We start from the raw sequence: 26,069 nt of genomic DNA on the forward strand, positions 1-26,069 counted from the left end.
CAGCTCCTAGTCGCTCGGGGTTTCATCGTCATCACCTGCGGCCATCAGGATGGCCTGCGGCGATGACAGATGAACCTGTCGCGACTAAACAAGGAGCTTTCGCTTTTCTTATTTTTGAACTGATTGGCGGAAGTCATCTTGCAGTTCCCTCGTAATGGGGCCAGGTGAAAAAGAAGCTTCCATCTCTCCTTTCAGCTCAGTGACCGGTATAATTTCTTGTACTGTACTTGTGATAAAGATTTCGTCTGCTTCAGAAGCTTCTTGAAGAGTAAATGCTTTTTCTTCCACAGGGATATGTCTTGCATTTGCTAGATGAACAACATGTTGTCTTGTAATTCCGTTTAAAATATAATGATTAGCCGGGTGTGTATAGAGCGTCCCATCTTTTACAAAAAAGATATTGCTTGATGAACCTTCTGTTATCACGCCCTCTCGATGTTGAAGAGCTTCTTGACAGCTGTTATCTTCGGCTTTTCTTTTTGCCATAATATTTCCGAGCAAGTTAATTGTTTTTATATCGCAACGAAGCCAGCGTATATCCTCAAGCACCCATAAGTGAATTCCGTTCTTCTGGTTTTGGACAGGAACTTCAGCTTCCCGCGTGAAAGCAGTGAGAACTGGCTTTAAATCACGGGTGTATAAATGATCACGTGGCTGTATCCCCCGGGTTACTTGAAAATACACAAATCCGTCTTGGAGATTATTTCGGTGAATCAAATCCGTGACAATGGTTTCTGTTTCTTCTGGGGAGTAAGGAAGAGAGAGGTCCATTTCTTTTGCACTGCGTGAAAAACGCTCCATGTGTTCTTTCCATAAAAACGGTTTACTTTCGTATATGCGAATCACTTCATATATGCCGTCCCCAAAATAATATCCTCGGTCATCAAAGGAAATTTTGGCATCTCGGCGTTTTATCATTTTGTCATCTAGCCATACGTATTCCACTGTTATCTCTCCTTTAGAATGGTGAAGTATGTTATTTCTATGAAAATTTTAGCACATAAGAGGAAAATAAAAAGGGCAATCACATCATAAAGGCTGTCAATCGGAAGGGCATACAGCACATACAACAGGCTGTAGATCGAATCCAATAGGTTACATATTTGTATTAGCAAACCTTTACGAAACGCAAGAAGTAATTTCATGTAAAAGAAAAGAAGAGCGCATCATAAAACTAGTATGCTTCATCGTACGGCTGTAAACTCACGATTCTGAAGTTGACAAATTTCTATAAAATATCTAGTTTTACAATATGTTGTATGAGGTATAAATAATTAAACACTATATATTGATTTACAAACGAGCATGTGGTAACTTGAACTTTAACAGTTATTGATGGGGAGGATGAATGATGGGAATTACTATGCAACAGTTGAGAACGATCGATAAGGAAAGATTAAACCAAGATATTAAACAATTTCCCCAAGTATTTCCAGTGACAGATGATATGCATATAACACAACAGGGTGTTTCTCGTCTGGTAATGCTTGATCGCTATACATTTAAAGATACGGAGAAAAAAACATTAAAAATCGGAGACTTTGTAGTTTTAACTGTAAAAGATGACCCGAAATTTCCAGCTCGTGGTTACGGTTTTATCACGGCACTAGATATGGAAAACAACAAAGCCACGGTACAAGTGGACAGTGATTTTTTGTCTGTGCTGGACCCGGAAGAAGCGGAAGAAGGGATAGTGACTCGTTCGTTAGACGTTATCGAGAAACCTCTTGAAATTTATTATGAACAGATTGCTAAACGAAATGCTGCAGGCTTGGCATCTGTAGAGACAACTGAAGAAAGACGCAAAGAATCATTTGAGCGTTTTTATAAAGAATTGTCCAGCATGAATTTTATTCCAGCCGGCCGCGTTTTGTATGGAGCTGGTGCTGAAACGGATGTGACATATTTTAATTGTTATGTCATGCCATTTGTAGAGGATTCCCGCGAAGGTATTTCAGAACACCGCAAGCAAGTGATGGAGATTATGAGCCGAGGGGGCGGTGTCGGCACGAATGGTTCGACGCTTCGTCCACGTAACACGTTAGCAAAAGGAGTAAACGGTAAGTCTTCTGGATCTGTTTCCTGGCTTGATGATATTGCGAAGCTGACTCATCTTGTAGAACAGGGAGGGTCGAGAAGAGGCGCGCAAATGATTATGCTCGCTGATTGGCATCCCGATATTTTAGAGTTCATTATTTCTAAGATGCAGAACCCCCGTATTCTCCGTTACTTGTATGAAAACTCAGAGGATGAACAAATAAAAAGTCTGGTAAAAGAGAAACTGAAGTTTACTCCTTTAACAGCAACGGAAGAAGCCATGTATCAAGGGATTGTAAATTACAAAGACATACCGGGACAAGGTGGTTTCGATCATAAAGTCATCCGTGAAGCAGAGGAAAAATTACAAACGGGCGGAACGTATGCGGTGAACTCACCTGAATTCTTAACGGGTGCTAATATTTCTGTATGTTTGACAAATGACTTCATGGAAGCCGTCGAAAATGATGCAAATTACGAACTGCGGTTCCCGGATGTAGAAAATTATTCCGAAGAAGAAATGAAAATGTACAATGAAGAATGGCAAGAATGCGGAGATGTGAGGGAATGGGAAGCCAAAGGGTTTGCTGTTCGAACGTATCGAACCATTAAAGCAAAAGAACTATGGAATTTGATAAATATATGTGCCACTTATTCTGCAGAACCAGGTATCTTTTTTATCGATAATGCCAATGAACAAACGAACGCACAAAGTTACGGACAAAAAGTGGTAGCGACGAATCCATGTGGGGAGCAGCCGCTGGCTCCGTTTTCTGTATGTAATCTGGCAGCTGTTAACTTAGCAGAAATGGCTGATAAAAAGTCCAATCAAGTCGATTTTGACAAGCTTCGTAAAACAGTAGAAACCGGCGTTCGTATGCAGGATAATGTGATCGATGCTACCCCTTACTTCTTAGAAGAAAATACAGAACAGGCCAAGGGCGAGAGACGAATAGGTCTCGGTGTAATGGGTCTTCATGACTTGCTCATCTATGCTGAAACGACGTATGGCTCCGAAGAAGGGAACGAACTGATCGATAAGATCTTTGAAACAATTGCCACGACAGCATACAGAACAAGCATAGAATTAGCAAAGGAAAAGGGAAGCTTCCCGTTTCTCAGAGGGGAAACGGAAGAAGAAACCCAAGAAAAGCGTCAGGCATTTATCGAAACAGGGTACATGAGAAAAATGCCGGCAGATATTCGAGAAGGTGTGTTGAAGTATGGTATCCGTAATTCCCATCTTTTAACGGTGGCACCAACAGGCAGTACAGGAACTATGGTCGGAGTGAGCACAGGGCTTGAACCGTACTTCTCCTTTAAGTATTACAGAAGTGGAAGACTGGGGAAATTTATTGAAGTAAATGCAGATATCGTCCAAGAGTATTTGGATTCCCATCCAGAAGCAGACCCTGATCACTTGCCAGAGTTCTTTGTTTCATCCATGGATCTATCTCCGGAAGCTCACGCGGATGTCCAATGTATTATACAACGCTGGGTAGATAGTTCTTTATCAAAAACGGTGAATGCCCCACGTGGTTATACAGTGGAGCAGGTACAAAAAGTGTATGAAAGATTGTACCGTGGAGGAGCAAAAGGAGGAACGGTGTACGTAGATGGAAGCAGAGACGCCCAAGTTCTTTCTTTAGAAGCGGAAGAAAACACTTTTGGTACAGAAGAAGCGGGAACAGAGATGAATGAACCAAAAGAAAAGAATAAAGTCATGCTTGTGGATACGATCAGAGACATCCGGTCAACGACTGTAAACTTTGGGAATGAAATTGGAGATACATGTCCTGTTTGCCGGGAAGGGACCGTCGAAGAAGCTGGAGGATGTAATACTTGCACAAATTGCGGAGCTCAGCTTAAATGTGGATTGTAACAAGCTGATATTCTTTATAGCCCTGATGAAGAAGTAGAGGCTGTATAAAAGCCCTGAATGTTAAAATACCATGGACGCCATCCATCTAGATGGTGACCATGGTATTTTTTAAAGCCAGCTTATGCAGCTCGCTTCTTTTTGCAGGGGGGGAGGTCACACCGCCACATTTGAGAGAGAACCAAAAATACATGAAGAGTAAAGAAGGATGAATGATTATGTGAACTCTTTTTCCTAAGGGAAAGTTATCATAAAGCTGTTTGGAAAAGGGAATCCCTGTTTGTCGTACACCTTGAAATACGATACACTAGAACTAATGCAATTTTTTTGAGTGCTCTTTATTACTCTAAGCTACAGCAAATAACTTGTCATATATCAACAGCATTGGAGGATCACGTATGCCAACTCCCAGCATGGAAGATTATTTAGAACGAATTTATACATTAATTGAGGATAAAGGATATGCAAGAGTTTCAGATATCGCGGAAGCTTTAGGGGTTCACCCCTCGTCGGTGACGAAAATGGTGCAAAAGCTCGACCAAAAGGAATACCTTGTATACGAAAAATACCGGGGATTCGTTTTAACGGCTAAAGGAAAAAAAGTCGGCAAGCGTTTAGTGTATCGTCACGAGTTGCTAGAAGACTTTTTGAAATTAATTGGAGTGGAACAGGAGTATATTTATAATGATGTCGAAGGAATTGAGCATCACCTGAGTTGGGATGCGATCGACCGGATCGGGGATGTTGTCCAATATTTTGAAGAGAAGGAAGAGAGGGTGCACACTCTTCGTGACATTCAAAAGAAAAATGAGCTTGAACAGACATAACGGGTAACAGCCTTCTTTTCAAATGCAAATGCCCAAACAGTCAACATAATAAAAATTATGTTAACAAAAAATGAACTTACTAAACGAATATGACAGATAAAAATGTTTTGCCGGACTTAAGCCCTTTTAAGTCCGGTTTTTTGTTCTCACAGATAAAAATACATTTGTGGTCGTTAGTCACATGTATAAACATGGGCTATATAATAATGATAAATGGGAAATAAGAGAGGCGAAGCCCATGAGATTGGACGGAGTTTTTGCAGGTGGCGGGGTCAAGGCATTTGCTTTTATTGGTGCATTGCAGGTGATCGAAAAGAAAGGCTACTCTTTTGAACGAGTGGCAGGAACGAGTGCTGGCTCTATCATGGCCGCTCTCATTAAAGCGGGATACACGGCAGAGGAGTTGTACTCCATATTTATGCCCCTTCAACTGGATACATTGCTGGAGAAAAACCGGATGACTACGTACTTTCCTTGGCTCTCCTGGTTTTCGATTTATTGGAAGCTTGGTTTATATAAAGGAGACAAACTAGAATATTGGCTTCGAGAGCTGCTGGCAAGAAAGAAAATTTATCGTTTTGGAGATCTTCCTGAAGGCACATTGAAAATAGTTGCTTCTGACGTGACAGGGGGGAGGATTTTCATATTGCCGGATGATCTCCCAAAGTATGGGCGACATCCGGAGTCATTTTCGATTGCTAGAGCCGTGAAAATGAGTTGCATGTTACCTTACGTTTTTCAGCCCGATAAGCTGAAGACGGGAAAAAAGAAAAGCAGCCTTATCGTAGATGGCGGTATCTTAAGCAATTTCCCCATTTGGTTATTTAAAGAGGGGAACGTTTCTAAATATAAACGACCTGTTATCGGTTTCCAATTATCCCCGAAACTTACCGAAGAACAAGGCAGTAAAGATATTCATAATGGCATTCAATTATACCAATCGTTATTTGAAACAATGAGAAAAGCCCATGATTTACGATACATTGACAAGAACGAGGCTAAGAATGTCGTGTTTTTACCAGCAGATCACATTAAAAGCACTCAATTTGATGTGAGCGACGAGCAAAGGCAAGAGTTGATCTGCAAAGGTAGGAAAGCAACAGAAACATTTTTAAAGAAATGGTGCTAGCCGCCGCTTACACACGCGAATGCCCTTCTTGCTCACAAAGCCCCATCTTACTGGCTAACAAAGGTTGCAGGATAGTAATCCACAATCCTAAAAACCCTGTATACAGAAAATGTATGACTAATGTTTCGGGAAGCAGTCCGCCTATATAAATAATAAAAAGTAAACCAACTACACCTAAAAGTCCTGAAAAGGCGCGTTTTATTTCCTTCTCTGCCGTTATCATACGGACTTTTAGCTGCTCCATACTATGTCCGGCTCCTACTCCTAGAAGGAGTCCGGCATGAGGTGCTCCTTCAGGATAAATTAAAAGCATCGCCGACGGAAGTACGAGAGAAAAGGAGAATATAATAGGCTCAGGGACACTTCCTATCCAATCCAACGACCGGTAAACGACATACAAGATAAACAAACCGATGAATAGAGCAGCGGCAATGTCTTGAAGAGAGTGTCCTGTATAATAATAGGACAAAAATGAGGTAAGAAGAATGACTCCAATCGCGATAAGGGTAAAACGGCGGTCTCGTATTTCAGGGACTAAGTATCCCCACACTGCTGTAGTGATCTGTACACTTCCAGCTGGAAAATTAAATCCTTGTTGGGAAAGGGAAGAGGTGTCAGGAGCCAGCGTGAAAGCTATCAACCCATGGACATAAAGGGTGAGTGCGAACACAACGAGCATTCGAAAACCGATATGTTTATCGACAACCCAAAAAATGAGAGCTAATATGGCTAATAAAAACCAGTTGTTAGCTAGCAAAGCTAAAGTATCCCCCGCCAATTGGGTTAGCATCTCTTCCTCCCCCTTTTCCATAGAAAAAAAAGAACCGGGCTCAGGTTAGAAAAGAGCCCGGTTCTTTTTCCGGTTCTTTTTCCCCTCAATCACTGTTAGATTATGGTCTTCTCGACGTTTGTTTATAGCTCGAGAGGGGCGTTTTTTTAAAGGTTTGCTTTTCGCTTGTTGTTTGGCTGCTTGTTGGTATTTGGACTGCGCGGAATTTATTTTTTTCTTTTGCATAGAGGAACGGGACGCACCTTGGTATTGACTCATCGTCATCCGTTTCATGATGACGCGGGTAAATAAAAAGTAAATTCCGATGGCTATTGCGGCACCAACGAGCAGGTAGGTGAGAAGACCAAGTGGATCAGTCACAAGCTGATAACCTACTCCTAATGCAGCTAAACCAAGAATGACAATCAAAAACAGATTCATTGAACGACCGGCCATAGGTTTCACCTCCGAATTAATAACCAATCAAAAGGCTCGAAAAAGAGACTGTGAAACGAAAGTGGCTGCAAGTAGTAACACAATGATTATTTTGTATGTGATTAGATCGTAGAAGATATTCTTCAAAAAATTGTTGCGAAATTAAAGTTTACTTCTATTCTACATGAATTCGTTGATATTCTCTATAGTAAAGGCTCCGAATTAACAAAAATAGTAAAAAGTCATACGTCCCTTTCTAGTAATAAACCATTCCCCATTTGGATAAAAAATACACCTTAAACATAAATAGAATTTCTAAGAAGTATATTCTGTACGCTTTTTTTCATACTACAACTAGGAGGGATAATATGCAGAAAGAGTGGACGTACTTTCAACGAGTGGCAAGCATTGGCTTATTTGCAGGTTTTTTTTGGTCGAGTATCAATTATTTGTTATATTTAATTAACTTAACGAAAGTGGGACCAGCTCTCGTGATGTTACCTTGGGCACTACCTGAATGGAAGAACACATATATAGGTCATTTAACTGGTATCGTAGCCATTTCGATCCTTTCATTAGCTATTGCATTTCTTTATAGTATCTTATTGTCTCGCTGGGAGTCGATGTGGATTGGAGCGTTATTCGGAATAGGGTTATGGTTTCTCGTCTTTTTTATCTTGCACCCTATATTTCCGGGATTGGATCAAATTACAGCAATGGATAACAAAACACTCACTACTACTATATGTATTTATCTCCTGTACGGAGTGTTCGTCGGTTATTCGATATCCTACGAATATAATGAGATGACACATAAGGCATCGTAACGCTGTTCAGCTTTATTTTTCATATGGTAAAATGTTACTCTAAGGTTATCCGTGACGGAGAACAGGTGGGGAAGCGATATGAAACGAGTGTTAGTGATCCATGGACCGAATTTGAATATGCTTGGTAAAAGAGAACCGGAGGTATACGGAGGTGAAACACTTACTGACTTGAATGAGAAGCTGTATAAAGCAGCGGACCAGCGAAACGTGCAGTTAGAGTGCAGACAGTCAAACTATGAGGGAGAGATCATCGAGTGGATTCATCGAGCGGAGGAAGAAGCAGACGCCATTATTATTAATCCTGGGGCGTTCACTCATTACAGTTACGCGATACGGGATGCGGCTGCTTCTATTAACAAGACAATTATTGAAGTCCATCTCTCTAATATTTATAAACGCGAAACATTCAGGCATGAGTCGGTTATCGCGCCAGTAGTTGCTGGTCAAATATCCGGATTCGGGTCGAAAGGCTACATTCTGGCATTAGAGGCTATAGCGGGAGAGGATAATAATGAATAAGCGTATACAAAAGCTGCGAGAGACATTACATACAAAACGTGCAGATGGAATATTTATTGAAAGTCCTACCAATAGAAGATATGTATCAGGGTTTACAGGAACCTCAGGAGCAATGCTGATAACAGAAGAAGAAGCCTATTTTATTACTGACTTTCGCTATGTGGAACAAGCGCAAGACCAATGTGATGGATTTCACATCATTGAGCAGACTTCGTCTATTTATAATGAAGTGGGCATTCTTGTAAAAAAATCAGGAGTCAGTCGTTTATTGTTCGAAAAAGAGCATACGACGTACGCAGTGTATGAATTGTTACAAAAATATATACAGGCGGAACTGATCCCAAGCGCCGGATTAGTCGAAAATATCAGACTGTATAAAGAAGCAAACGAAATCGAGGTATTGAAAGAAGCAGCACAAATTGCTGATAATGCCTTTGAACACATCATCAAAAAGTTAAAGCCGGGCGTAACTGAAATGGAAATTAGTAATGAACTTGAATTTTTTATGAGGAACAAAGGTGCCGTATCATCTTCCTTTGACATCATAGTAGCTTCCGGCTGGAGAGGTGCTCTGCCGCACGGCGTTGCGTCAGATAAAGTGATTGAGAGTGGAGAGCTAGTCACGATGGATTATGGCGCCTATTATAAAGGATATTGTTCAGATATCACGAGAACGGTGGCGGTGGGAGAGCCAACAAATGAATTAAAGAAAATTTATCAGTGTGTCTATGAGGCTCAAATCAGAGCCGTGGATGCGATTAAACCCGGAATGAGCGGTGTGGAAGCAGATCGTATTGCTAGAGAGTACATCGAACAAGAAGGATATGGTGATCATTTTGGTCATGGCCTCGGTCACGGACTCGGTATGGAAGTACATGAAGGGCCGAGACTGTCTCCAAAAGGAAAAAACACCTTGGAGAAAGGTATGGTAGTCACCGTTGAACCTGGTATCTATGTGTCTGGGGTAGGGGGAACCCGTATTGAAGATGATATTGTCCTCACCGAGAACGGGAACGAACGGCTGACTCATTCCCCAAAAGAATTAACAATAGTTGGCGAATAACACCTAAATCGTACGCCCAGCTATGTTATAGTGAAACAGTACAAAATGAGAGAAATGGAGGCGGTTAAATGGTATCAGTAAATGAATTTAAAACGGGACTGACTATTGAAGTAGACAACGACATTTGGCAGGTGGTTGACTTCCAACATGTTAAACCGGGGAAGGGAGCAGCTTTCGTACGCTCTAAATTGAGAAGCCTGCGCTCTGGTGCAATTCAAGAAAAGACATTCCGAGCAGGTGAAAAAGTAAACAGAGCCCACATTGAAAGAAGAAAAATGCAGTATTTGTATTCAAGCGGGGATACTCATACATTTATGGATAATGAGACGTTTGATCAACTGGAATTAACAAGCAAACAAATAGAAAATGAATTAAATTACTTAATAGAAAACATGGAAGTGCACATTATTTCCTATGGTTCAGAAACGTTAGGAGTAGACTTGCCTAACACAGTAGAACTGGAAGTCACAGAAACAGAACCGGGTATTAAAGGGGATACGGCTTCTGGAGGTACGAAGCCGGCTACTCTGCAAACAGGTTTTACGGTACAGGTGCCATTTTTCGTGAATGAAGGCGACAAGCTAGTAATTGATACGAGAAAAGGTGAATATGTGTCAAGAGCATAATCGATAACGTGGAAAAGGGCAAAGTAAAGCCCTTTTCTTTTTTTTATGTTCTGTGAAATTTGTTGGGGTTATTAATCATTTTGCTGTACGGGTTGGATGGCTCTCTAGGCTCGCTTGCACCACAGGCACAAGGGCGACATCAGTTCAAGCTACGCTACTACGCTTGCTTTCACTGTGTCTTCTTAGCCGCGGGCAACGCTTCAGCTAATCGGGGCAATTCGCCCCGATGGATCTTCAGCTGTTGCTTCAACGCACACGACGTGCTAGTGTCGGCATTGGCCACAGGACGGACTTCCGCAGGATGCGGTGACTTCTACGTTGACTTACGCAGGACGCGTTGACTTTTGCGTTGTAAACAGGACGTTTGCGGTCTTAGTAGAAGTTCATTTATCTTAGCCGACGTCCCGCAGGCGTCTCCCCTGTTCGCCACCAACCTTATTTAAGAAATGGAAGAATCTAATCCTATTCACCCAAACATTTGAACCCTTTTTTATGCTTTTAAATTGTTTTCTGAAAAGTAGGATTGAATGACATAGCTATTCGTTTCGTGGCCACAGGTATTTTCTGTGGCTTTTTTAGTGTTCGTTGCCGGCAGTCGGACACTTTGTTTTTAGGGGGGTTCGGCCATGGTGGTGTTCTATCTTTTGAAAAGTTGAATAAAGTGTACAAACAGATAAAAGGGAGGATGATGGAAGATGGAAATCATCTATAATATGTTTCCTCCTCACATTCAGAAGATACTGCGAGCCGTAGATGACAGAGATATTGAGGAAATTAGAATACGAATTCACTCACCGGTTGAAATTATAACAACTCGTACCTTCTTCTATATGACAACCCCGGACGACCGCTTCTATGTCATTACAGAAAGGGATATCGAATATATATTTAATCAGCTAAGTGAATTTTCGATGTATGCCTTTCAAGAAGAACTAAAGCAAGGTTACATCACAACACGAGGGGGACATCGCGTAGGTATTGGAGGACAAGTCGTATATGAAAATGGCGGTATCCAGACGGTAAAGCATATTCGGTTTATGAACATAAGAGTGGCATCTGATCACATTGGCACGGCTCGTGCATATGTGGAAAGGTTATACAAGGGTAATTATGATAACACGTTAATTATTGGGGCACCTCAAACGGGAAAAACGACATTTTTACGTGATATTGCCCGAACGATTAGTAGCGGCATTCCCGAAAAAGACATTGCGGGTAAAAAAGTAGCGATTGTAGATGAACGCTCAGAAATTGCAGCTTGTTATCATGGAGCTCCTTCTTTTCAAATAGGGCAGCGTACCGATGTGTTAGATCGTTGTCCGAAAGCGGAAGGAATGATGATGATGATACGAGCAATGAGCCCTGAAGTAATCATCGTAGACGAAATTGGCAGAAGAGAGGATGCTGAAGCAATCATGGAAGCGATACACGCTGGGGTTACTGTTATTTGTACCGCACATGGTCACTCCGTTGCCACGGTAAAACAACGTCCGGCCTTTCAGCACTTAGTAATTGATTCAGTATTTCGTCATATTGTCACCTTACAAAGAATAAATGGCGTATTTCAGATTCAATGGGAAGAGTCTACGCAGGGAATGGAATTTTCGAAATGAGTTGGTTCGGCGCGATATTTATTTTAACGGCTTGTACATGGACAGGGTTTGAAGTAGCAAAAAAACTAACCGAGAGACCGAGGCAGCTGCGACAGTTAAAAGTGGCACTGCAAAGTTTTGAGGCAGAAATCATGTATGGCATGAGTCCTCTTGCTGAAGTCAGTGAAAAAATAAGCAAGCAGCTTCCTGATCCAGTGGCTCACTTGTTTCGATATTTTTCCAGTCAATTAAAAAAAGGAGAATGCGAGGCCTCAGAAGCATGGAATCAAAGCCTCGACAAAACATGGCCTCGTACAGCAATGGGGCCGCAAGAAAAAGAAGTATTAAAACAATTTGGCATGACAATGGGGAAACACGAGAAAATGCAACAACAAAAGCATATTAGACTGGCCCTGGTTCATTTAGAAAAAGAAGAACAAGAAGCAAAAGAGAAAAAAATGAAATACGAAAAAATAGCGAAAACAATGGGCTTTTTAACAGGTTTATTGTTGATCATTATATTGATTTAATGCCACGCTGATAAATGAAAAGTGACTGAAGGGGTGATGAGGTGGCCTATGATGTTAATACAATTTTTCAAATAGCTGGTATCGGTATCATCGTAGCAATGATCCATACCGTATTAAAACAAATGGGAAAAGAAGATTGGGCGCACTGGGTCACATTAATTGGTTTTGTTGTCGTCCTTTATATGATCGCGACTATCATTGATGACCTGTTTCAAAAAATTAAAAGTGTATTTTTATTCCAAGGTTAGGAGGCGGTGTCCATTGAAATCGTACAATTAGTCGGTTTCGCTCTCATCGCCACTTTTTTAATCATTCTCTTGAAAGAACAAAAGCCGGTCATTTCCCTCTCTCTCACGTTAGGTGCCGGGGCCATCATATTTTTATTTATCCTTACACCTGTGGAATCTGCGCTCGAGTTGATCCGGACTTTGTCGGGACAAGCCGGGATTAACAATATGTATATGGAAACGTTACTGAAAATCATAGGGATTGCATATCTCGCGGAGTTTGGGGCTCATATCGCACGGGACGCTGATCAAGAAGCAATCGCAGCAAAAGTGGAATTAGCAGGGAAAATGATTATCATTATGCTGGCTATTCCTATCTTTCAAGTATTAATAGAAACGGTACTCTCTCTCATCCCGGGAGCTGCCTAAAAGGTGTGCGGTATATGTACGAAAAGAAATGGTTGCTACTATTACTTGTTTTATCAGCAGCTTGTGTTTTTTTTATACATCATGGATCTATCCAAGCAGAAGAGACGAGTGATACAGAAGGAATGTCGGTAGAGTCATTAAAGGAAGAACAGTTAAAACAGTTGGATATAGAAAGCATTACTGCTTATTGGGAAAACGTTGTAAGAGAATACGGTACATTCCTGCCAGAATCGCAAAAAGGCTCACTGACTGATTTTATAAAAGGAGAGAAGAAGTTCGCGCCCGGAGAATGGGGGAAAGCTTTACTCCGTTATTTGCTTCATGAAGTTATTGCTAATGGACAGTTAATGGGAACCCTGCTTCTCTTAACAGTATTTAGTGCCATATTAAAAGCAATTCAAAATGCTTTTGAAAAAGAGGCGGTCGGTAAGGTAGCATATGCCGTTATTTTTATCATTTTAATTGTTATCGCCTTAAACAGTTTTTACGTAGCAATGGATTACGTACGAGAAGCTGTCTCTTTAATGTCTCATTTCATTATTGCGTTGTTGCCTCTGCTTTTAGGACTTTTAGCTGCCAGTGGTTCCATTGCATCTGCTGGGATATTTCATCCACTTGTGATTATGCTTGTACAAGTAAGTGGTATTTTTGTTCAGAATATTGTGCTTCCTTTGTTGTTTTTTTCTGCTGTGCTCAGCATTGCCAGCCAGTTAAATGAACATATACGTGTCACGAAGTTAGCCGAGTTACTTCGCCATGTAGCCATGGGCTCACTGGCCGCTTTTCTGACAGTTTTTTTAGGCATCATATCAGTGCAAGGTACAGCCGCTGCTGTAGCGGATGGTCTTACAATACGGACGGCTAAATTTTTAGCAGGAAATTTCATTCCAGTTATAGGGAGAATGTTTACAGATGCAGCAGATACTGCATTAGGAGCTTCTATCCTGTTAAAAAATACGGTAGGTATTGCCGGTGTTGGGATTCTCGTCATTATTTGTGCTTTTCCCGCTCTCAAAGTGTTAGCTATTGGTTTTATATTTCAAGCAACAGCGGCGGTGGTTCAGCCACTGGCAGAAGAGGAGCTTATTGATGCCTTGTCAACTCTCGGGAGAAATGTGTTTTCCATGTTCGCAGCCCTTGCAGCGGTATCATTTATGTTTTTTTTAGCCCTTACGATTATTATTGTTTCGGGAAATTTGTCTCTTATGGTGAGGTGAGGAGTGTTGGAAGTATTAGGCGGCTGGGTAAGCAACCTGGTTATTTTTTTGCTGGCTGCGTTTTTATTAGAACTGTTATTGCCCTCCTCTGTATTTCAAAAATATACACGAGTTGTCCTTTCCTTTATTTTAATGCTCATCATCATTGAGCCGCTTGTTCAGCTTACGAACGAGAATTATGAAGCGGAGTGGGAGCGGCAAATGAATCAAATATTTGCAGCGTCTTACTCATCGGAGAATATGGAAGAAAAAATAAAAATGAAGAAAAACGAAATAGAAATGGGACAAGATGCATATATTTCTGAACAAGTAACTGATCAGTTGAAAGAACAAGCCGAAGATACTGTGAAAAAGCGTTGGGGGTGGGAAGTGAAGGAGGTAGCACTCCAGTGGGAGGAAAACCGGGATAAGAATGTCAAACAACTCGAGGATGTCTCTGTTTCTGTTCAATTGGCACGATCGGAAGAAGTGGAGAAAGAAGGTCCCATTGAGCCCGTGAACATCCAAATTGAAGAAAATATTGAAAAGAAAGAGACTTCCAATCATACGACAAAGGAAATACTTATTTTCTTAGAGCAAACATGGGGAATTCCCTCTGAACAAATACAATTGGAAGTGGATGAGGAGGGAGGCTGGTGACGGAAAACAATAATAAAAACTTTTTAAAAGGTTTGTTATCGAAAAAAAATAAGGGCTCTGCACAAAAGACGGTTCCTGTTTATTTGATTGTCATCCTCTTGTTTGGAATTTTTTTGATGATTGCAGGGACGATAGGTAAAGAAAAAGATGAAACGGAGAAAGAGTGGCTTCGTGATAATAAAAACCAGCAAGAGATTGTGGAAACAAAAGCGACTCCAACCGAATTAGAAAAAATACCTGACAAAGAAAAAGCCATTCAAGATAGACTAGCCATTATGCTTGAAAATATATCTGGTGTATCACGGGTCGAAGTGATGGTAAATTTGCAAGGAAGCGAGGAGAAAGTCTATGAAAAAAACACAATTTTTCGTCAACAGACAACGAGAGAAGAAGAGCACCAGGGAGGGAGCAGAGAAGTAGAAGATGGGACAAAGGAAGAGCAAATTGTCATTGTCAGGCAGGGAGATCAAGAAAAACCAATTCTTTTGCATACGAAAAAGCCAGAGGCAAGAGGGGTACTCGTTGTGGCGGAAGGAGTAAGTGATTTGAAAGTAAAAGAGTGGGTGGTAGAAGCAGTAACCAGATCTCTTGATGTGCCCCCGCATAAAGTATCCGTATTGCCTCGAGAAAGGGAGGAAGGAGAATAAGAATGTTATTAAAAAAACAAACGGTTTGGTTGATGACGATGTTAAGTTTGACATTGGTTCTAGCGGTGTATTACATTACGTCACCTAATGAGATGGCTGAAGACCAAGCGACAGAGGAAGGTGCTCCAACCGCGGCGAGTGAAGAAGAGTGGGTGGAATGGTTGTCCGATGAAGAAATGGAAGCGACCATCGAAGAAACAGAACCGACTGAAGGAGAAGAACAAGCTGCTACAGTAAGTGAAGGAAGCAGCAACTTGTTCAGTGAACTGCGTTTAGAGCGTGAAGAAACAAGAAGCAGGTTACGGGAGGAGTATACGGAGGCCATCGCTTCAGAGGATTTCACGGCAGCTGAAAAGAGTGAAGCGTTTGATAAGCGAGAAGAGTTGGAGTCCATGCAGCAAAAAGAAAGTTTACTTGAAAATCTTATTCAATCGGAAGGATATTCAGATGCTGTTGTACTGAGCGATGAAGGTACAACGCGCATTATAGTGGAAGCGGAACAGCTTGACCCTGACGAGGCAGTGAATCTAAATAGATTGGCCAAGGAGCAGCTCGGAACTACGGATGTTGTGATTGGCCATCAGTCGGCAGGAAGTAAATAAGAAAAGCGTAAGCGTATAAGGAAGTTCGACTAAAGAAAAAGGAACTTCTACTAAAACCGCCCACATCGTGTGGGCAACGTAGAAGCCACCGCCTCCTGCGGAAGTTCTTGTGACAACGTCGAACTGACCCACGTCCTGTGGGCCCGCGACAGGTTCTGGAGGGGCAGCAAAGAAAGGTGCTCTTCCTTTCATTGTCTGCACCGTCCGATGGAAGATCGGCTAAAACCGTCTCGTCCTGAGACAACGCCGACCTGACCCACATCGTGTGGGCCTCCCGAGCGGCTGGGCGCTGGAGCTAGACAATAAGAAAAGCGAAAGCGCCCTATATGATAAATAGAGACAGCGGCTGAAAGAACCATTTCATATATACGGCCTACAAAGAAGGGGTGTCCTAGATATAAGGACATCCTTCTTCCCGTTTAGTTATCACATAGACACGGCTGTCAAAGGACATAATGAAAAATAGAGGCTGGCGTGCTATAATTTAACCATGTAACTTGAGCCAACAGGTAATGAGGAGCGATTATTGTGGAATGGAATGACTTAACGGAAGGCGCAAAAGCCGTATTAGAACAAACACGAAACATGAAAAACGACCAAATTCAAATTGTTGAATTTGAAGTAGGTTTTAAACACGAGTACGGTGAAGGTGATAAAGCTTACACTGTTTCCATCCAAGAGGAAGACTATCAAAATTTAAAACAATTTACTAAGGAAAATGAATACGGTGAGAAGTATCACATGGCAAGAAATAAAAATGTCGTTAAGATTATCCTGTTAGAGAACGGCAAAATACCAGATAATCTTTCCGAATTTCCGGTGTTCCGTCAGTACAAATTTGAATATGTCCAGAAGCAGGAGGAAGCTAAAAAAGCGGAGCAAGAAGCAGCTGAAGAGGCTGAATCCTATCAATCAGAAAGTGATGAATAATTATAAATCCTGGCTGTGGAGGTGGGAGAATGAGCGAGTATCGTGCGGTTGATCTAGAGGAAGAAAAAAATGAATTAGGCAAAATAGAAATTTCTCCAGAAGTGATAGAAGTGATAGCCGGCCTTGCAGCGACAGAGGTGGAAGGAGTATATGCCCTTCGCGGAAACTTTGCCACAGATGTTGTAGAACGTCTTGGCAAAAAAAACCACGGAAAAGGCGTAAAAGTGGAAATGGGAGAAGACGGAGTGAAAATTGAGATCTCTGTCACTCTGAACTATGGTGTGTCGGTTCCTGAAGTTGCTCGCAGCATTCAAACCGGCATTCAACAAGCCCTCCAAAATATGACTTCTATTTCCATAGAAGCAATTAATGTCCACGTACTCGGGATTCAATTTGAACATACAGAAGAAGCTACGGAATAATGATAGATTCAGAACAAATTACGGGAAAAACCGAACCTGACAAGATGGCGGCATGAGCAGCTGTCTTGTGCAGGCTTTTTCGATTCAAAATAAAGGAGACAAATGTATGAATCGACGCTTAGCAAGATTAAGAGCCGTCCAAACCTTATTTCAGGTGGATTTAACAGGCATTGATTGGGAAGAAGCGCTCCAAAACACATTAGAAAAAGAGGAAGAAGCTGATGACTTCTTGATCGAATCGGTTCGAGGGACGCTTCATGATGTGGAAACAATTGATGAACAAATAAAAGAACACTTAGAGAATTGGTCATTAGATCGGGTCGGCAACGTAGACCGGGCCGTTCTGAGAAAAGCGGTTCATGAAATGATGTATATGGAAGACGTGCCTCTTCATGTCAGTGTGAACGAAGCTATTGAATTAGCGAAAGCTTTTGGTGGAGACGAGTCTGGGAAATTCGTAAATGGGGTACTGTCTAGTATTTTAAAAAAGCACGAAGCATAAAAAAGGAGAGGTCGAAGTGACAGCAGAGTTAATTAGCGGAAAAGAAGTAGCAGCAAGTTTACGGGAACAGATCAAATCGGAAGTCCTCGAATTGAAAAGCCAAATCACACCGGGGCTGGCTGTCATTCTTGTTGGTGATAACCCAGCTTCAAGATCTTATGTAAAAGGAAAAGAAAAAGCATCCGGAGAAGCAGGAATATACTCTGAGCTAAAAGAGCTGCCTGAAAGTGTATCCGAAGAAGAATTGTTGGATATCGTTAGAAATTATAACGATAACCCTTCCATCCATGGAATCCTTGTCCAGCTGCCTCTGCCGGATCATATCTCTGAAAAAAAAGTTATCGAAAGTATTTCCCCGGAAAAAGACGTAGATGGTTTTCATCCCATTAATATAGGCAGAATGATGACAGGGCAAGATGCATTTCTCCCATGCACGCCTTATGGAATTATACAAATGCTTCGGTATAAAAACATATCCATGGAAGGCAAACATGCTGTTATTGTAGGAAGAAGCAATATCGTCGGAAAGCCTGCCGGTCAGTTATTATTAAATGAAAATGCAACGGTTACATACTGTCATTCACGCACAACTGATTTAAAACATATGACTTCGCAAGCAGATATATTAATAGCGGCCATTGGGCGTGCGGAATTTATTCAACCGGACCATGTCAAAGAGGGCGCAGTCGTTATCGATGTGGGCATGAATCGTAAGGAAAACGGAAAACTGTGCGGAGACGTAGATTTTGAGCGAGTGAAAGAAAAAGCTTCATACATAACCCCAGTACCCGGCGGTGTCGGTCCTATGACGATTACCATGCTTTTATATAATACATTGCAGTCCGCTAAAAAACATCTAGAAAGAGAACGTGCATAACGATGTCGATAGGGCAGGAGAGATGGACAACGGTCTCCCAGCTAACTACCCAAATCAAGAAAACACTTGAGCTGGATAGAGGTCTGCAAAATGTATGGCTGCGAGCTGAAATCTCTAACTTTAAAAGGCACAGCCGCGGTCATATGTATTTCACATTAAAGGATGAGCGATCAAGAATTTCAGCTGTGATGTTTGCTGGAAAAAACCGTTTCCTTAACTTTGAACCTGAAAACGGCATGAAAGTATTAATAAGAGGCTATGTTTCCGTTTACGAACCATTCGGACAGTACCAGCTCTACGTGAATGATATGGAGCCGGATGGTATAGGCCAATTATATATCCAATATGAGCAATTAAAGAAAAAATTAGAACAAGAAGGTCTGTTTGATGAACGCAGAAAACAGGCCATCCCTTTTTTTCCAAAGGAAATAGCTGTCATTACATCACCAACGGGAGCGGCAATCCGGGATATTGTAACTACTTTAAAACGGCGTTTCCCCATAGGTAGAATTACTTTATTTCCAGTCTTAGTCCAAGGCAGAGATGCCCCTTACTCTATTGTTTCGGCATTAGACAAAGTAGAAAGCATGGGAAGCTTTGATGTCGTTATTTGTGGACGTGGCGGCGGTTCCATCGAAGAGTTATGGGCTTTTAATGAAGAGCCGGTCGCACGAAAAATTGCGTCTTTGCCGATTCCAATCATTTCAGCAGTTGGACATGAAACGGACTTCACGATAGCGGACTTTACTGCTGATTTACGGGCGGCTACACCGACGGCTGCTGCTGAGTTAGCTGTTCCTGTTCTTGAGGAGATTGTAACGCGTCAGGGGCAGTTAAAAAATAGGTTATATCGAGCGATGAAAGAGAAAGTGGCCAAAGAACAAGAGAAACTTGCACGCATGAAGCGTTCCTATGCTTTTCGGTATCCTACTCATCTTCTTGAGCAGAAAGAGCAAGAACTAGACCGTATGATAGAAAGACTTTCTCAGTCTGTGAAGCGTAGCAGAGAAAAGCGCGAAGAACAATTAAACTATATGTACAAGCGTCTATTGCAATTCCACCCGGCGCAGAGAGTAGAAGCGGAAAAGCGCAATTTAGAACACGTAATAGAGAAGGCCGAGAAGACGATGGAACGTTTAGTTGGTGATCGTAAAAATAATTTTTCACATGTCCTGCAGAAGCTGCAATTGCTAAACCCTCTTGAAGTAATTCAAAGAGGATATTCCGTCGTGTACAATGAGGAAAAAGGATTAGTAAAGTCCATACAAGAAATTGAGAAAGATGAAGATTTGACCGTCTTTGTTCAAGACGGAACGATACACGCGACCGTAAAAGAGACATCAGAAAACACATTTCGTGAGCGTGTGGAAAGAGGAGGGAGTCGGGATTGATGGAAGAAGAGAAGACGAATGAAGTCTCGTTTGAAGAGGCGATGGAGAAACTTGAACAAATCGTGGAAAAGCTTGAGGAAGGTGAAGTCCCTCTTGAGAAAGCTATCACGATGTACCAAGAGGGCATGTCACTATCACAAGTATGTCATGATAAGCTACAAAAAGTTGAAAAACAAATGGACCAAATTATGGATGAGGATGGCGAAATGAAACCTCTCTTCCCAGAGGAGGAAGAAGAGTGACCCGACAATCATTTGAACAGTTTATTGATGAGTACAGAAAGAAAGTAGACGAACGACTGCCTTTATTCATAGATAATTTGAACTGTCCGGATGCATTAAAAGAGGCTATGATTTACTCTTTACATGCTGGCGGGAAGCGAGTGCGACCGCTTTTATTGCTCTCAGTGATCGATTCTAACCGGGATATTAAGGAGAGCGACTTTAAAGCAGCATGTGCACTGGAAATGATCCACACATATTCTCTCATCCATGACGATTTGCCAGCGATGGATAATGATGATTACCGGCGTGGAAAGCCTACCAATCATAAAGTATTTGGCGAGGCTGTTGCGATACTTGCAGGAGACGGGCTGTTAACTAGATCTTTTGAGTTGATTAGCTTAATGGAAGATGTGTCTTCAGAGACTAAAATTCAGTTAATCCGTGAATTGTCTCAGGCGAGCGGTGCCGAGGGAATGGTTGGCGGTCAGGTTGCCGATTTACAAGCGGAAGGAAAGTCAGTATCCCTAGAAGAGTTAGAATATATTCATCAGCATAAAACGGGAGCTCTTATGAGTTTTGCAGTCATGGCAGGAGCTCATTTAGGAAACGTTACGGAAGATGAAAAAGCACAGCTCCGCACTTTTTCTCAACATCTAGGTCTCTTATTCCAGATTAAAGATGACATACTAGACGTGGAAGGTGATTCAGAGGAAATGGGAAAAGCGGCAGGAAGCGATGAAGGGAAAAATAAAAGCACCTATCCTCGGCTTCTGGAAATGGATGGAGCAAAACGTAAACTGCACCATCACGCGGATATGGCGATAGCTTCTCTGAATTCTATCCGAATGGACACGACTCTGCTGCACGGTTTCGTGGATTATATCATGAATCGTACAAACTAATGGATAAGTGTAAGTTCAGAACCGAGAAGCATGGAAGTCAAACCGCCCCTTAAGAGATAAACGGTGTACAAAAATCGCGTGCTGGAAATATTAGTGCAATAACCTTCTCGTGGAAAACTTGACGCATACCAAGCTGATCATACGTTTGTGTTTTAAGGGGAATGCGTGTTATAATTATGTTACAAACAAACGGATGGTGCAGTATTCTAGTCAATTCTCCATTCTCGAGGGCGGGCCTAAAAATCCGCTAAAGGGCACATCGATGAAGTTCCTGGTGTTGGCTCGAGGCGCCCAGCCTTGGGTCGATGTTGGGAGTAAAGGCGTTAAGGGCGATCCACAAAGGCATGTGGGCGTGAACCCTTTCGCCGCGGAGGCCTTTTGCTCCTTTTAATTGCAAGGCTATTTTGCAATTGACTGCGCAGAGTGAGAGGTAAGACCTGCTAGGCAGGCCAATGGGAGGTCTGGCTGCAGCGTAGCCTGCCTTGAGTGGAGCAGAGGGGAAGGGCTGAGTGTAAAGGGGTTGTTCGTCGGCCAACGGATACCTCCTTCGACCCTGAAACCTGCTCTGCAAAAGAGGCTAAGAGAGTGGCACGGAATTGCTGAGGAAAGCTCCTAGACTGTTCGGTGCGACGATAATAGCGGATTGCAGTGTGTACTAAGTGGCAATCCAGTCTGGTGTTCGGTGACGACATCAAGCTGTCTTTAAAGGGAAACCGCCAGGGTGGCGACACTTCGGCAGACAGTTGGGAAAACCTACTGGACCTAAGGCACAATGTTTACGCTATTATCGGCCATCCGTATTGTACATATTAATATTATGGACGGAAGTTCTCCATTATATAAGGTGCGAATAAACGTAATGAATAATCTTTGGAAAAACTCAATACGCTGGAGTGTTTTAATTGCCGTTATCACCTTGGTGTTAGCGGCTATTTTTACAATTATTTCAACGGCGATACTTTCAGGAGCCGGATGGGCATTTGGTATGTTCGTGGTCTTTTTTATTGTGTGTATCGGTGTGATTTTTGATATTATTGGAGTGGCAGCTACTGCTGCACCGGAACAACCGTTTCATGCGATGGCTGCTAAGAAAGTGAACGGTGCATACGAAGCTATGCTCATTAGTAAGAATGCAGACAAGGTAGCTAATTTCTGTGCTGATGTGATCGGTGACATTTCCGGTGTTGTAAGTGGAACCGCGGCTTCGACAGTAGTCTTGCATCTTGCTTTTGCCGCTGGTGCACAAGACGGTTCCGCGTTTCATTTTGTGATAAGTGTAATTTTCACAGCTGTCGTGGCTGCGCTTACGGTCGGTGGCAAAGCGTTAGGTAAAACAATTGCTATTGCGAAGGCCACAGCGATTATTTATCAAGTGGGCCGTTTTTTACATCTTTTAGAAAAGAAATTAAAAATTACTTTGCTGAACAAACGAGCGACGAAGAAAACTAAAGCGTAAATAGACTGAAAGTGAGGCTCCGCTTCATGGATTTAAAATTAATTAACAGCCCTGATTTTCTTAAAAATTGCAGTCAGAAGGAATTAGAGGACTTAGCTGCAGATATTAGGGACTTTTTAATTCAAAGGTTATCAGTGACAGGCGGTCATTTAGGACCTAACTTAGGAGTAGTTGAATTGACACTTGTCCTGCATAGTTTATATCAAACACCGAAGGATAAACTCATTTGGGACGTGGGCCATCAAGCGTATGTTCACAAAATATTGACCGGGCGTGCAGGCCAATTTGATACGCTTCGTAAATATCAAGGATTGTGCGGTTTTCCTAAGAGAAATGAAAGTGACCATGACGTATGGGAGACGGGCCACAGTTCGACTTCTTTGTCAGCTGCAATGGGGATGGCAACCGCCCGTGATTTGAAAAAAACGGACGAAAAAGTAGCAGCTATTATTGGTGACGGTGCTTTGACGGGTGGTATGGCGCTGGAGGCTTTAAACCATATCGGACATGAACAGACAGACTTGACCATCATTTTGAATGACAATGAAATGTCAATCGCTCCCAATGTTGGTGCTTTGCACAGTGTTCTTGGAAGATTGCGTACTGCCGGCAAGTATCAAAAGGCAAAAGATGATGTAGAATACCTCATTAAGAAAATACCAGCTTTTGGCGGACGTTTAGCCGCGACGGCAGAGCGTGTGAAAGACAGCCTTAAATATTTATTCGTCTCCGGCATGTTTTTTGAAGAATTAGGCTTCACTTACCTTGGCCCGGTAGACGGACATGATCTGGAAGATTTAAAATCCAATATTCAATATGCACGCGATACAAAAGGCCCGGTTTTAGTCCATGTCATTACTAAGAAAGGCAAGGGCTACGCTCCGGCTGAAAACGATGCAAAAGGCACTTGGCACGGACTCGGTCCGTATAAAATAGAATCAGGAGAAGTGGTGAAAAAACCTGGACCTCCTTCTTATAGCGGGATATTCAGCTCCACTTTACAAAAAATAGCTCGTGAAGATGATCGAGTCGTAGCCATTACGGCTGCTATGCCAGGAGGAACGAAGCTTGATCAGTTTGCTGCCGAGTTTCCGAATCGAATGTTTGATGTAGGGATAGCGGAACAGCACGCAACGACTATGGCTGGCGGTCTGGCAGATCAAGGGATGAAACCAGTATTTGCCGTGTACTCCACTTTCCTTCAAAGAGGCTATGATCAGTTGGTACACGATGTTTGCCGTCAAAACTTAAACGTGTTTTTTGCGATTGACCGCGCTGGACTAGTTGGAGCAGATGGTGAAACGCACCAAGGTGTGTTTGATATTGCTTATTTACGCCATTTACCAAATATGAAAATTTTGATGCCGAAAGACGAAAACCAGTTACAACATATGATATACACAGCAATCCAATATGACGGAGGCCCTATTGCTGTTAGATATCCGCGAGGAACTGGCTACGGTGTGACGATGGATGAAGAACTTCGCGAGCTAGAAATCGGGAAGTGGGAAGTATTACGAGAAGGCAGTGATGCAACGATTTTGTCATTCGGCACGATGCTTCCAGTCGCCGAAGAAGCCGCCCATCAATTAGCGGAACAAAACATTGACATCCGTATTGTAAATGCTAATTCTGCAAAACCTTTAGATGACAATCTTCTTGAAGAATTAGCAAAAGAGAACCGTCCTGTGTTGACATTAGAAGAAGCAGCGTTACAAGGCAGCTTTGGCAGTGCGGTGCTTGAACATTTCCATGATCATGGTCATCATAACGTTGTTGTTGAACGGATGGGCATTCCTGATCGTTATATCGAACATGGCAGTGTGCCTGAGCTGTATGAAGAAATCGGGTTAACGTCAGAGGAAGTGGTGACTAAGCTCCGCTCATTGTTTCCAAGAAAAAGACAAAGGGCTTGAAGCATGAAAAAAGAACGAGTAGATATTTTATTAGTAGAACAAGGATTTTTTGAAACGAGAGAACAAGCGAAGCGTTCTATTATGGCTGGACAAGTCTACATGGAAGAGGAACGAGTAGATAAACCTGGCACGAAGATCGACCGTACTGCATCTTTGCAGGTGAAAGGGAAAAAAATGCCTTACGTTAGCCGAGGCGGTTTAAAATTAGAAAAAGCGTTACGCGTGTTTCACTTTCATGTAGAAGGAAAAATCGTGCTTGATATTGGTTCCTCTACCGGTGGATTTACGGACTGCTCTCTCCAGCACGGAGCGAGACGAGTTTTTGCTGTCGACGTAGGATATAACCAACTCGCATGGAAGCTTCGCAACCATAGTCAAGTAGAAGTGATGGAGCGTTATAATTTTCGCCACGCTTCTCCGGAGGATTTCAATGAAAAGCCCGAGGTGGCTGTGGCAGATGTATCTTTTATTTCCTTAAAATTGTTGCTGCCACCTCTTACCAACATCTTAGCGGAAAATAGTGACATCTGCCTACTTATCAAACCACAATTCGAAGCGGGGCGGGAAAAAGTGGGAAAAAAAGGGATTGTACGGGACCCAAACGTTCACCGCGAAGTCATTGAAGATATTATTTCGTTCTCTGCATCTCAAGGATTTCACCCTGTTGATATCGATTATTCCCCGATTACAGGAGGAGATGGAAATATAGAGTTTTTACTACATCTTCTTTGGGAGCCCGTTGAAAAACGATCCGACATCACGGATGCACGGATCGATTCGGTCATTCAAACTGCTCATGCCCACTTTTAACGCTACCCACGCTTTTCCCTTCTTTTCATCAGCAGGAGTTCACTGCTGATGAATTCTTTTCCTTCCACCTTTTCACATCTAATTTTTAATCATATAATTGTATAAATATAAAAAATCATGTATGATACAAGTATCTTTATTTGCAGGGTTACGTGTAGAAGTGACAGGAGGAAAGGAAAAAGAATGAATAAAGGACAGAGACATATTAAAATCAGGGAGTTCATTTCTGATCATGATATAGAAACACAAGACGAATTAGTGGATCGGTTGAAGAAAGCCGGATACAACGTGACACAAGCGACGATTTCAAGGGATATTAAGGAACTTCATTTGATAAAGGTACCAACAGTGGACGGGCGTTATAAATACAGCTTACCAGCAGACCAGCGTTTCAATCCATTGCAAAAGCTGAAAAGATCTTTGATTGACAGCTTTGTCGGAATTGATCAAACGGATCACCTTATTGTGATGAAAACATTGCCAGGTAATGCTAACGCAGTAGGTGCTCTCATTGATAATCTAAATTGGGATGAAATTATGGGTACGATTTGCGGAGATGACACGATTTTAATTATTTGCAGGGAAAAAGACCAAACGGATACATTAGTCAATCGTTTTCTTGAAATGTTGTAACAGGGGTGCTTC

At 42.1% G+C, this 26,069-nt stretch carries 29 protein-coding genes; 26 read left to right on the plus strand and 3 right to left on the minus strand.

Annotation, left to right across the window (positions count from 1 at the left end):
- Nucleotides 1-108: 108 nt before the first annotated feature.
- On the minus strand, nt 109-945 hold the full coding sequence (dat, locus tag BM095_RS01115) for a D-amino-acid transaminase (protein WP_091656256.1): 837 nt from the start codon (nt 943-945) through the stop codon (nt 109-111).
- Nucleotides 946-1,351: 406 nt separating this feature from the next.
- Between dat and BM095_RS01120 the strand changes: the two genes are divergently transcribed.
- From BM095_RS01120 to BM095_RS01130, 3 genes are all read left to right on the plus strand, one after another.
- Complete coding sequence (locus BM095_RS01120; protein ID WP_091656258.1) at nt 1,352-3,919, plus strand: vitamin B12-dependent ribonucleotide reductase; 2,568 nt, start codon at nt 1,352-1,354, stop codon at nt 3,917-3,919.
- A gap of 395 nt (nt 3,920-4,314) precedes the next feature.
- Nucleotides 4,315-4,743 carry a transcriptional regulator MntR gene (gene mntR, locus BM095_RS01125; RefSeq protein WP_091656261.1) on the plus strand — a complete coding sequence of 143 codons (429 nt, stop codon included), beginning with the start codon at nt 4,315-4,317 and terminating at the stop codon, nt 4,741-4,743.
- A gap of 238 nt (nt 4,744-4,981) precedes the next feature.
- The gene (locus BM095_RS01130) at nt 4,982-5,872 is read left to right on the plus strand and encodes a patatin-like phospholipase family protein (RefSeq protein WP_091656263.1); all 891 of its coding nucleotides are present in this window, start codon (nt 4,982-4,984) and stop codon (nt 5,870-5,872) included.
- Between the two features lie 7 nt (nt 5,873-5,879).
- Here BM095_RS01130 and BM095_RS01135 read toward each other — a convergent pair whose 3' ends face one another.
- Nucleotides 5,880-6,662, minus strand: coding sequence for a phosphatase PAP2 family protein (locus BM095_RS01135; protein WP_091656266.1), 783 nt, complete (start codon nt 6,660-6,662; stop codon nt 5,880-5,882).
- A gap of 45 nt (nt 6,663-6,707) precedes the next feature.
- Entirely contained in the window at nt 6,708-7,097 is a 390-nt protein-coding gene (locus BM095_RS01140; RefSeq protein WP_091656269.1) for an SA1362 family protein, read from the minus strand.
- Nucleotides 7,098-7,444: 347 nt separating this feature from the next.
- Here BM095_RS01140 and BM095_RS01145 point away from each other — a divergent pair, with 347 nt between their 5' ends.
- From BM095_RS01145 to ahrC, 23 genes are all read left to right on the plus strand, one after another.
- Nucleotides 7,445-7,903, plus strand: a complete 459-nt coding sequence (locus tag BM095_RS01145) for a YqhR family membrane protein (RefSeq protein WP_091656271.1) — start codon at nt 7,445-7,447, stop codon at nt 7,901-7,903.
- A 78-nt stretch (nt 7,904-7,981) separates the two neighbouring features.
- Nucleotides 7,982-8,422 carry a type II 3-dehydroquinate dehydratase gene (gene aroQ / locus BM095_RS01150; RefSeq protein ID WP_091656274.1) on the plus strand — a complete coding sequence of 147 codons (441 nt, stop codon included), beginning with the start codon at nt 7,982-7,984 and terminating at the stop codon, nt 8,420-8,422.
- Nucleotides 8,415-9,485 carry a M24 family metallopeptidase gene (locus BM095_RS01155; protein WP_091656277.1) on the plus strand — a complete coding sequence of 357 codons (1,071 nt, stop codon included), beginning with the start codon at nt 8,415-8,417 and terminating at the stop codon, nt 9,483-9,485. The genes aroQ and BM095_RS01155 overlap by 8 nt, the downstream gene beginning before the upstream one ends.
- Nucleotides 9,486-9,553: 68 nt before the next feature.
- Nucleotides 9,554-10,111, plus strand: coding sequence for an elongation factor P (gene efp / locus BM095_RS01160; protein WP_091656280.1), 558 nt, complete (start codon nt 9,554-9,556; stop codon nt 10,109-10,111).
- Nucleotides 10,112-10,806: 695 nt separating this feature from the next.
- Entirely contained in the window at nt 10,807-11,724 is a 918-nt protein-coding gene (gene spoIIIAA / locus BM095_RS01165) for a stage III sporulation protein AA (RefSeq protein ID WP_091656282.1), read from the plus strand.
- Nucleotides 11,721-12,233 carry a stage III sporulation protein SpoIIIAB gene (spoIIIAB, locus tag BM095_RS01170; protein ID WP_091656285.1) on the plus strand — a complete coding sequence of 171 codons (513 nt, stop codon included), beginning with the start codon at nt 11,721-11,723 and terminating at the stop codon, nt 12,231-12,233. Before spoIIIAA ends, spoIIIAB begins: the two co-directional genes overlap by 4 nt.
- Before the next feature lie 41 nt (nt 12,234-12,274).
- Nucleotides 12,275-12,481 carry a stage III sporulation protein AC gene (spoIIIAC, locus tag BM095_RS01175; RefSeq protein ID WP_091656288.1) on the plus strand — a complete coding sequence of 69 codons (207 nt, stop codon included), beginning with the start codon at nt 12,275-12,277 and terminating at the stop codon, nt 12,479-12,481.
- Between the two features lie 12 nt (nt 12,482-12,493).
- Nucleotides 12,494-12,889 carry a stage III sporulation protein AD gene (spoIIIAD, locus tag BM095_RS01180; RefSeq protein WP_091657796.1) on the plus strand — a complete coding sequence of 132 codons (396 nt, stop codon included), beginning with the start codon at nt 12,494-12,496 and terminating at the stop codon, nt 12,887-12,889.
- Between the two features lie 14 nt (nt 12,890-12,903).
- Nucleotides 12,904-14,106 carry a stage III sporulation protein AE gene (gene spoIIIAE / locus BM095_RS01185; protein ID WP_091656290.1) on the plus strand — a complete coding sequence of 401 codons (1,203 nt, stop codon included), beginning with the start codon at nt 12,904-12,906 and terminating at the stop codon, nt 14,104-14,106.
- A gap of 3 nt (nt 14,107-14,109) precedes the next feature.
- Complete coding sequence (gene spoIIIAF / locus BM095_RS01190; protein ID WP_091656292.1) at nt 14,110-14,745, plus strand: stage III sporulation protein AF; 636 nt, start codon at nt 14,110-14,112, stop codon at nt 14,743-14,745.
- Nucleotides 14,742-15,392, plus strand: a complete 651-nt coding sequence (gene spoIIIAG, locus BM095_RS01195; protein ID WP_091656294.1) for a stage III sporulation protein AG — start codon at nt 14,742-14,744, stop codon at nt 15,390-15,392. The genes spoIIIAF and spoIIIAG overlap by 4 nt, the downstream gene beginning before the upstream one ends.
- 2 nt (nt 15,393-15,394) lie before the next feature.
- Nucleotides 15,395-15,994 carry a SpoIIIAH-like family protein gene (locus tag BM095_RS01200; RefSeq protein ID WP_091656297.1) on the plus strand — a complete coding sequence of 200 codons (600 nt, stop codon included), beginning with the start codon at nt 15,395-15,397 and terminating at the stop codon, nt 15,992-15,994.
- Between the two features lie 528 nt (nt 15,995-16,522).
- A complete protein-coding gene (locus tag BM095_RS01205; protein ID WP_091656300.1) occupies nt 16,523-16,924 on the plus strand; it encodes a hypothetical protein in 402 nt (133 codons plus the stop codon).
- 29 nt (nt 16,925-16,953) lie between these two features.
- Nucleotides 16,954-17,346, plus strand: a complete 393-nt coding sequence (locus BM095_RS01210; RefSeq protein WP_091656303.1) for an Asp23/Gls24 family envelope stress response protein — start codon at nt 16,954-16,956, stop codon at nt 17,344-17,346.
- Nucleotides 17,347-17,452: 106 nt separating this feature from the next.
- Nucleotides 17,453-17,848, plus strand: a complete 396-nt coding sequence (gene nusB, locus BM095_RS01215; protein WP_091656306.1) for a transcription antitermination factor NusB — start codon at nt 17,453-17,455, stop codon at nt 17,846-17,848.
- A 16-nt stretch (nt 17,849-17,864) separates the two neighbouring features.
- Nucleotides 17,865-18,725 carry a bifunctional methylenetetrahydrofolate dehydrogenase/methenyltetrahydrofolate cyclohydrolase FolD gene (folD, locus tag BM095_RS01220; protein ID WP_091656309.1) on the plus strand — a complete coding sequence of 287 codons (861 nt, stop codon included), beginning with the start codon at nt 17,865-17,867 and terminating at the stop codon, nt 18,723-18,725.
- Between the two features lie 2 nt (nt 18,726-18,727).
- Nucleotides 18,728-20,116 carry an exodeoxyribonuclease VII large subunit gene (xseA, locus tag BM095_RS01225; RefSeq protein ID WP_177194643.1) on the plus strand — a complete coding sequence of 463 codons (1,389 nt, stop codon included), beginning with the start codon at nt 18,728-18,730 and terminating at the stop codon, nt 20,114-20,116.
- Nucleotides 20,116-20,358 (plus strand): exodeoxyribonuclease VII small subunit, encoded by a 243-nt coding sequence (locus BM095_RS01230; RefSeq protein WP_091656312.1) that lies wholly within the window; start codon nt 20,116-20,118, stop codon nt 20,356-20,358. The genes xseA and BM095_RS01230 overlap by 1 nt, the downstream gene beginning before the upstream one ends.
- Complete coding sequence (locus tag BM095_RS01235; RefSeq protein WP_091656314.1) at nt 20,355-21,242, plus strand: polyprenyl synthetase family protein; 888 nt, start codon at nt 20,355-20,357, stop codon at nt 21,240-21,242. Before BM095_RS01230 ends, BM095_RS01235 begins: the two co-directional genes overlap by 4 nt.
- Before the next feature lie 859 nt (nt 21,243-22,101).
- The gene (locus BM095_RS01245) at nt 22,102-22,698 is read left to right on the plus strand and encodes a hypothetical protein (protein WP_091657801.1); all 597 of its coding nucleotides are present in this window, start codon (nt 22,102-22,104) and stop codon (nt 22,696-22,698) included.
- A gap of 26 nt (nt 22,699-22,724) precedes the next feature.
- Nucleotides 22,725-24,614: a 1-deoxy-D-xylulose-5-phosphate synthase gene (gene dxs / locus BM095_RS01250; RefSeq protein WP_091656319.1), complete on the plus strand. Its 1,890-nt coding sequence runs from the start codon at nt 22,725-22,727 to the stop codon at nt 24,612-24,614.
- Between the two features lie 3 nt (nt 24,615-24,617).
- On the plus strand, nt 24,618-25,424 hold the full coding sequence (locus BM095_RS01255; protein WP_091656322.1) for a TlyA family RNA methyltransferase: 807 nt from the start codon (nt 24,618-24,620) through the stop codon (nt 25,422-25,424).
- A 183-nt stretch (nt 25,425-25,607) separates the two neighbouring features.
- A complete protein-coding gene (gene ahrC, locus BM095_RS01260) occupies nt 25,608-26,057 on the plus strand; it encodes a transcriptional regulator AhrC/ArgR (protein ID WP_091656324.1) in 450 nt (149 codons plus the stop codon).
- Nucleotides 26,058-26,069 lie beyond the last annotated feature (12 nt).

The organism is Alteribacillus iranensis (genome assembly GCF_900113025.1).
Taxonomy (GTDB): Bacteria; Bacillota; Bacilli; order Bacillales; family Marinococcaceae; genus Alteribacillus_A; species Alteribacillus_A iranensis.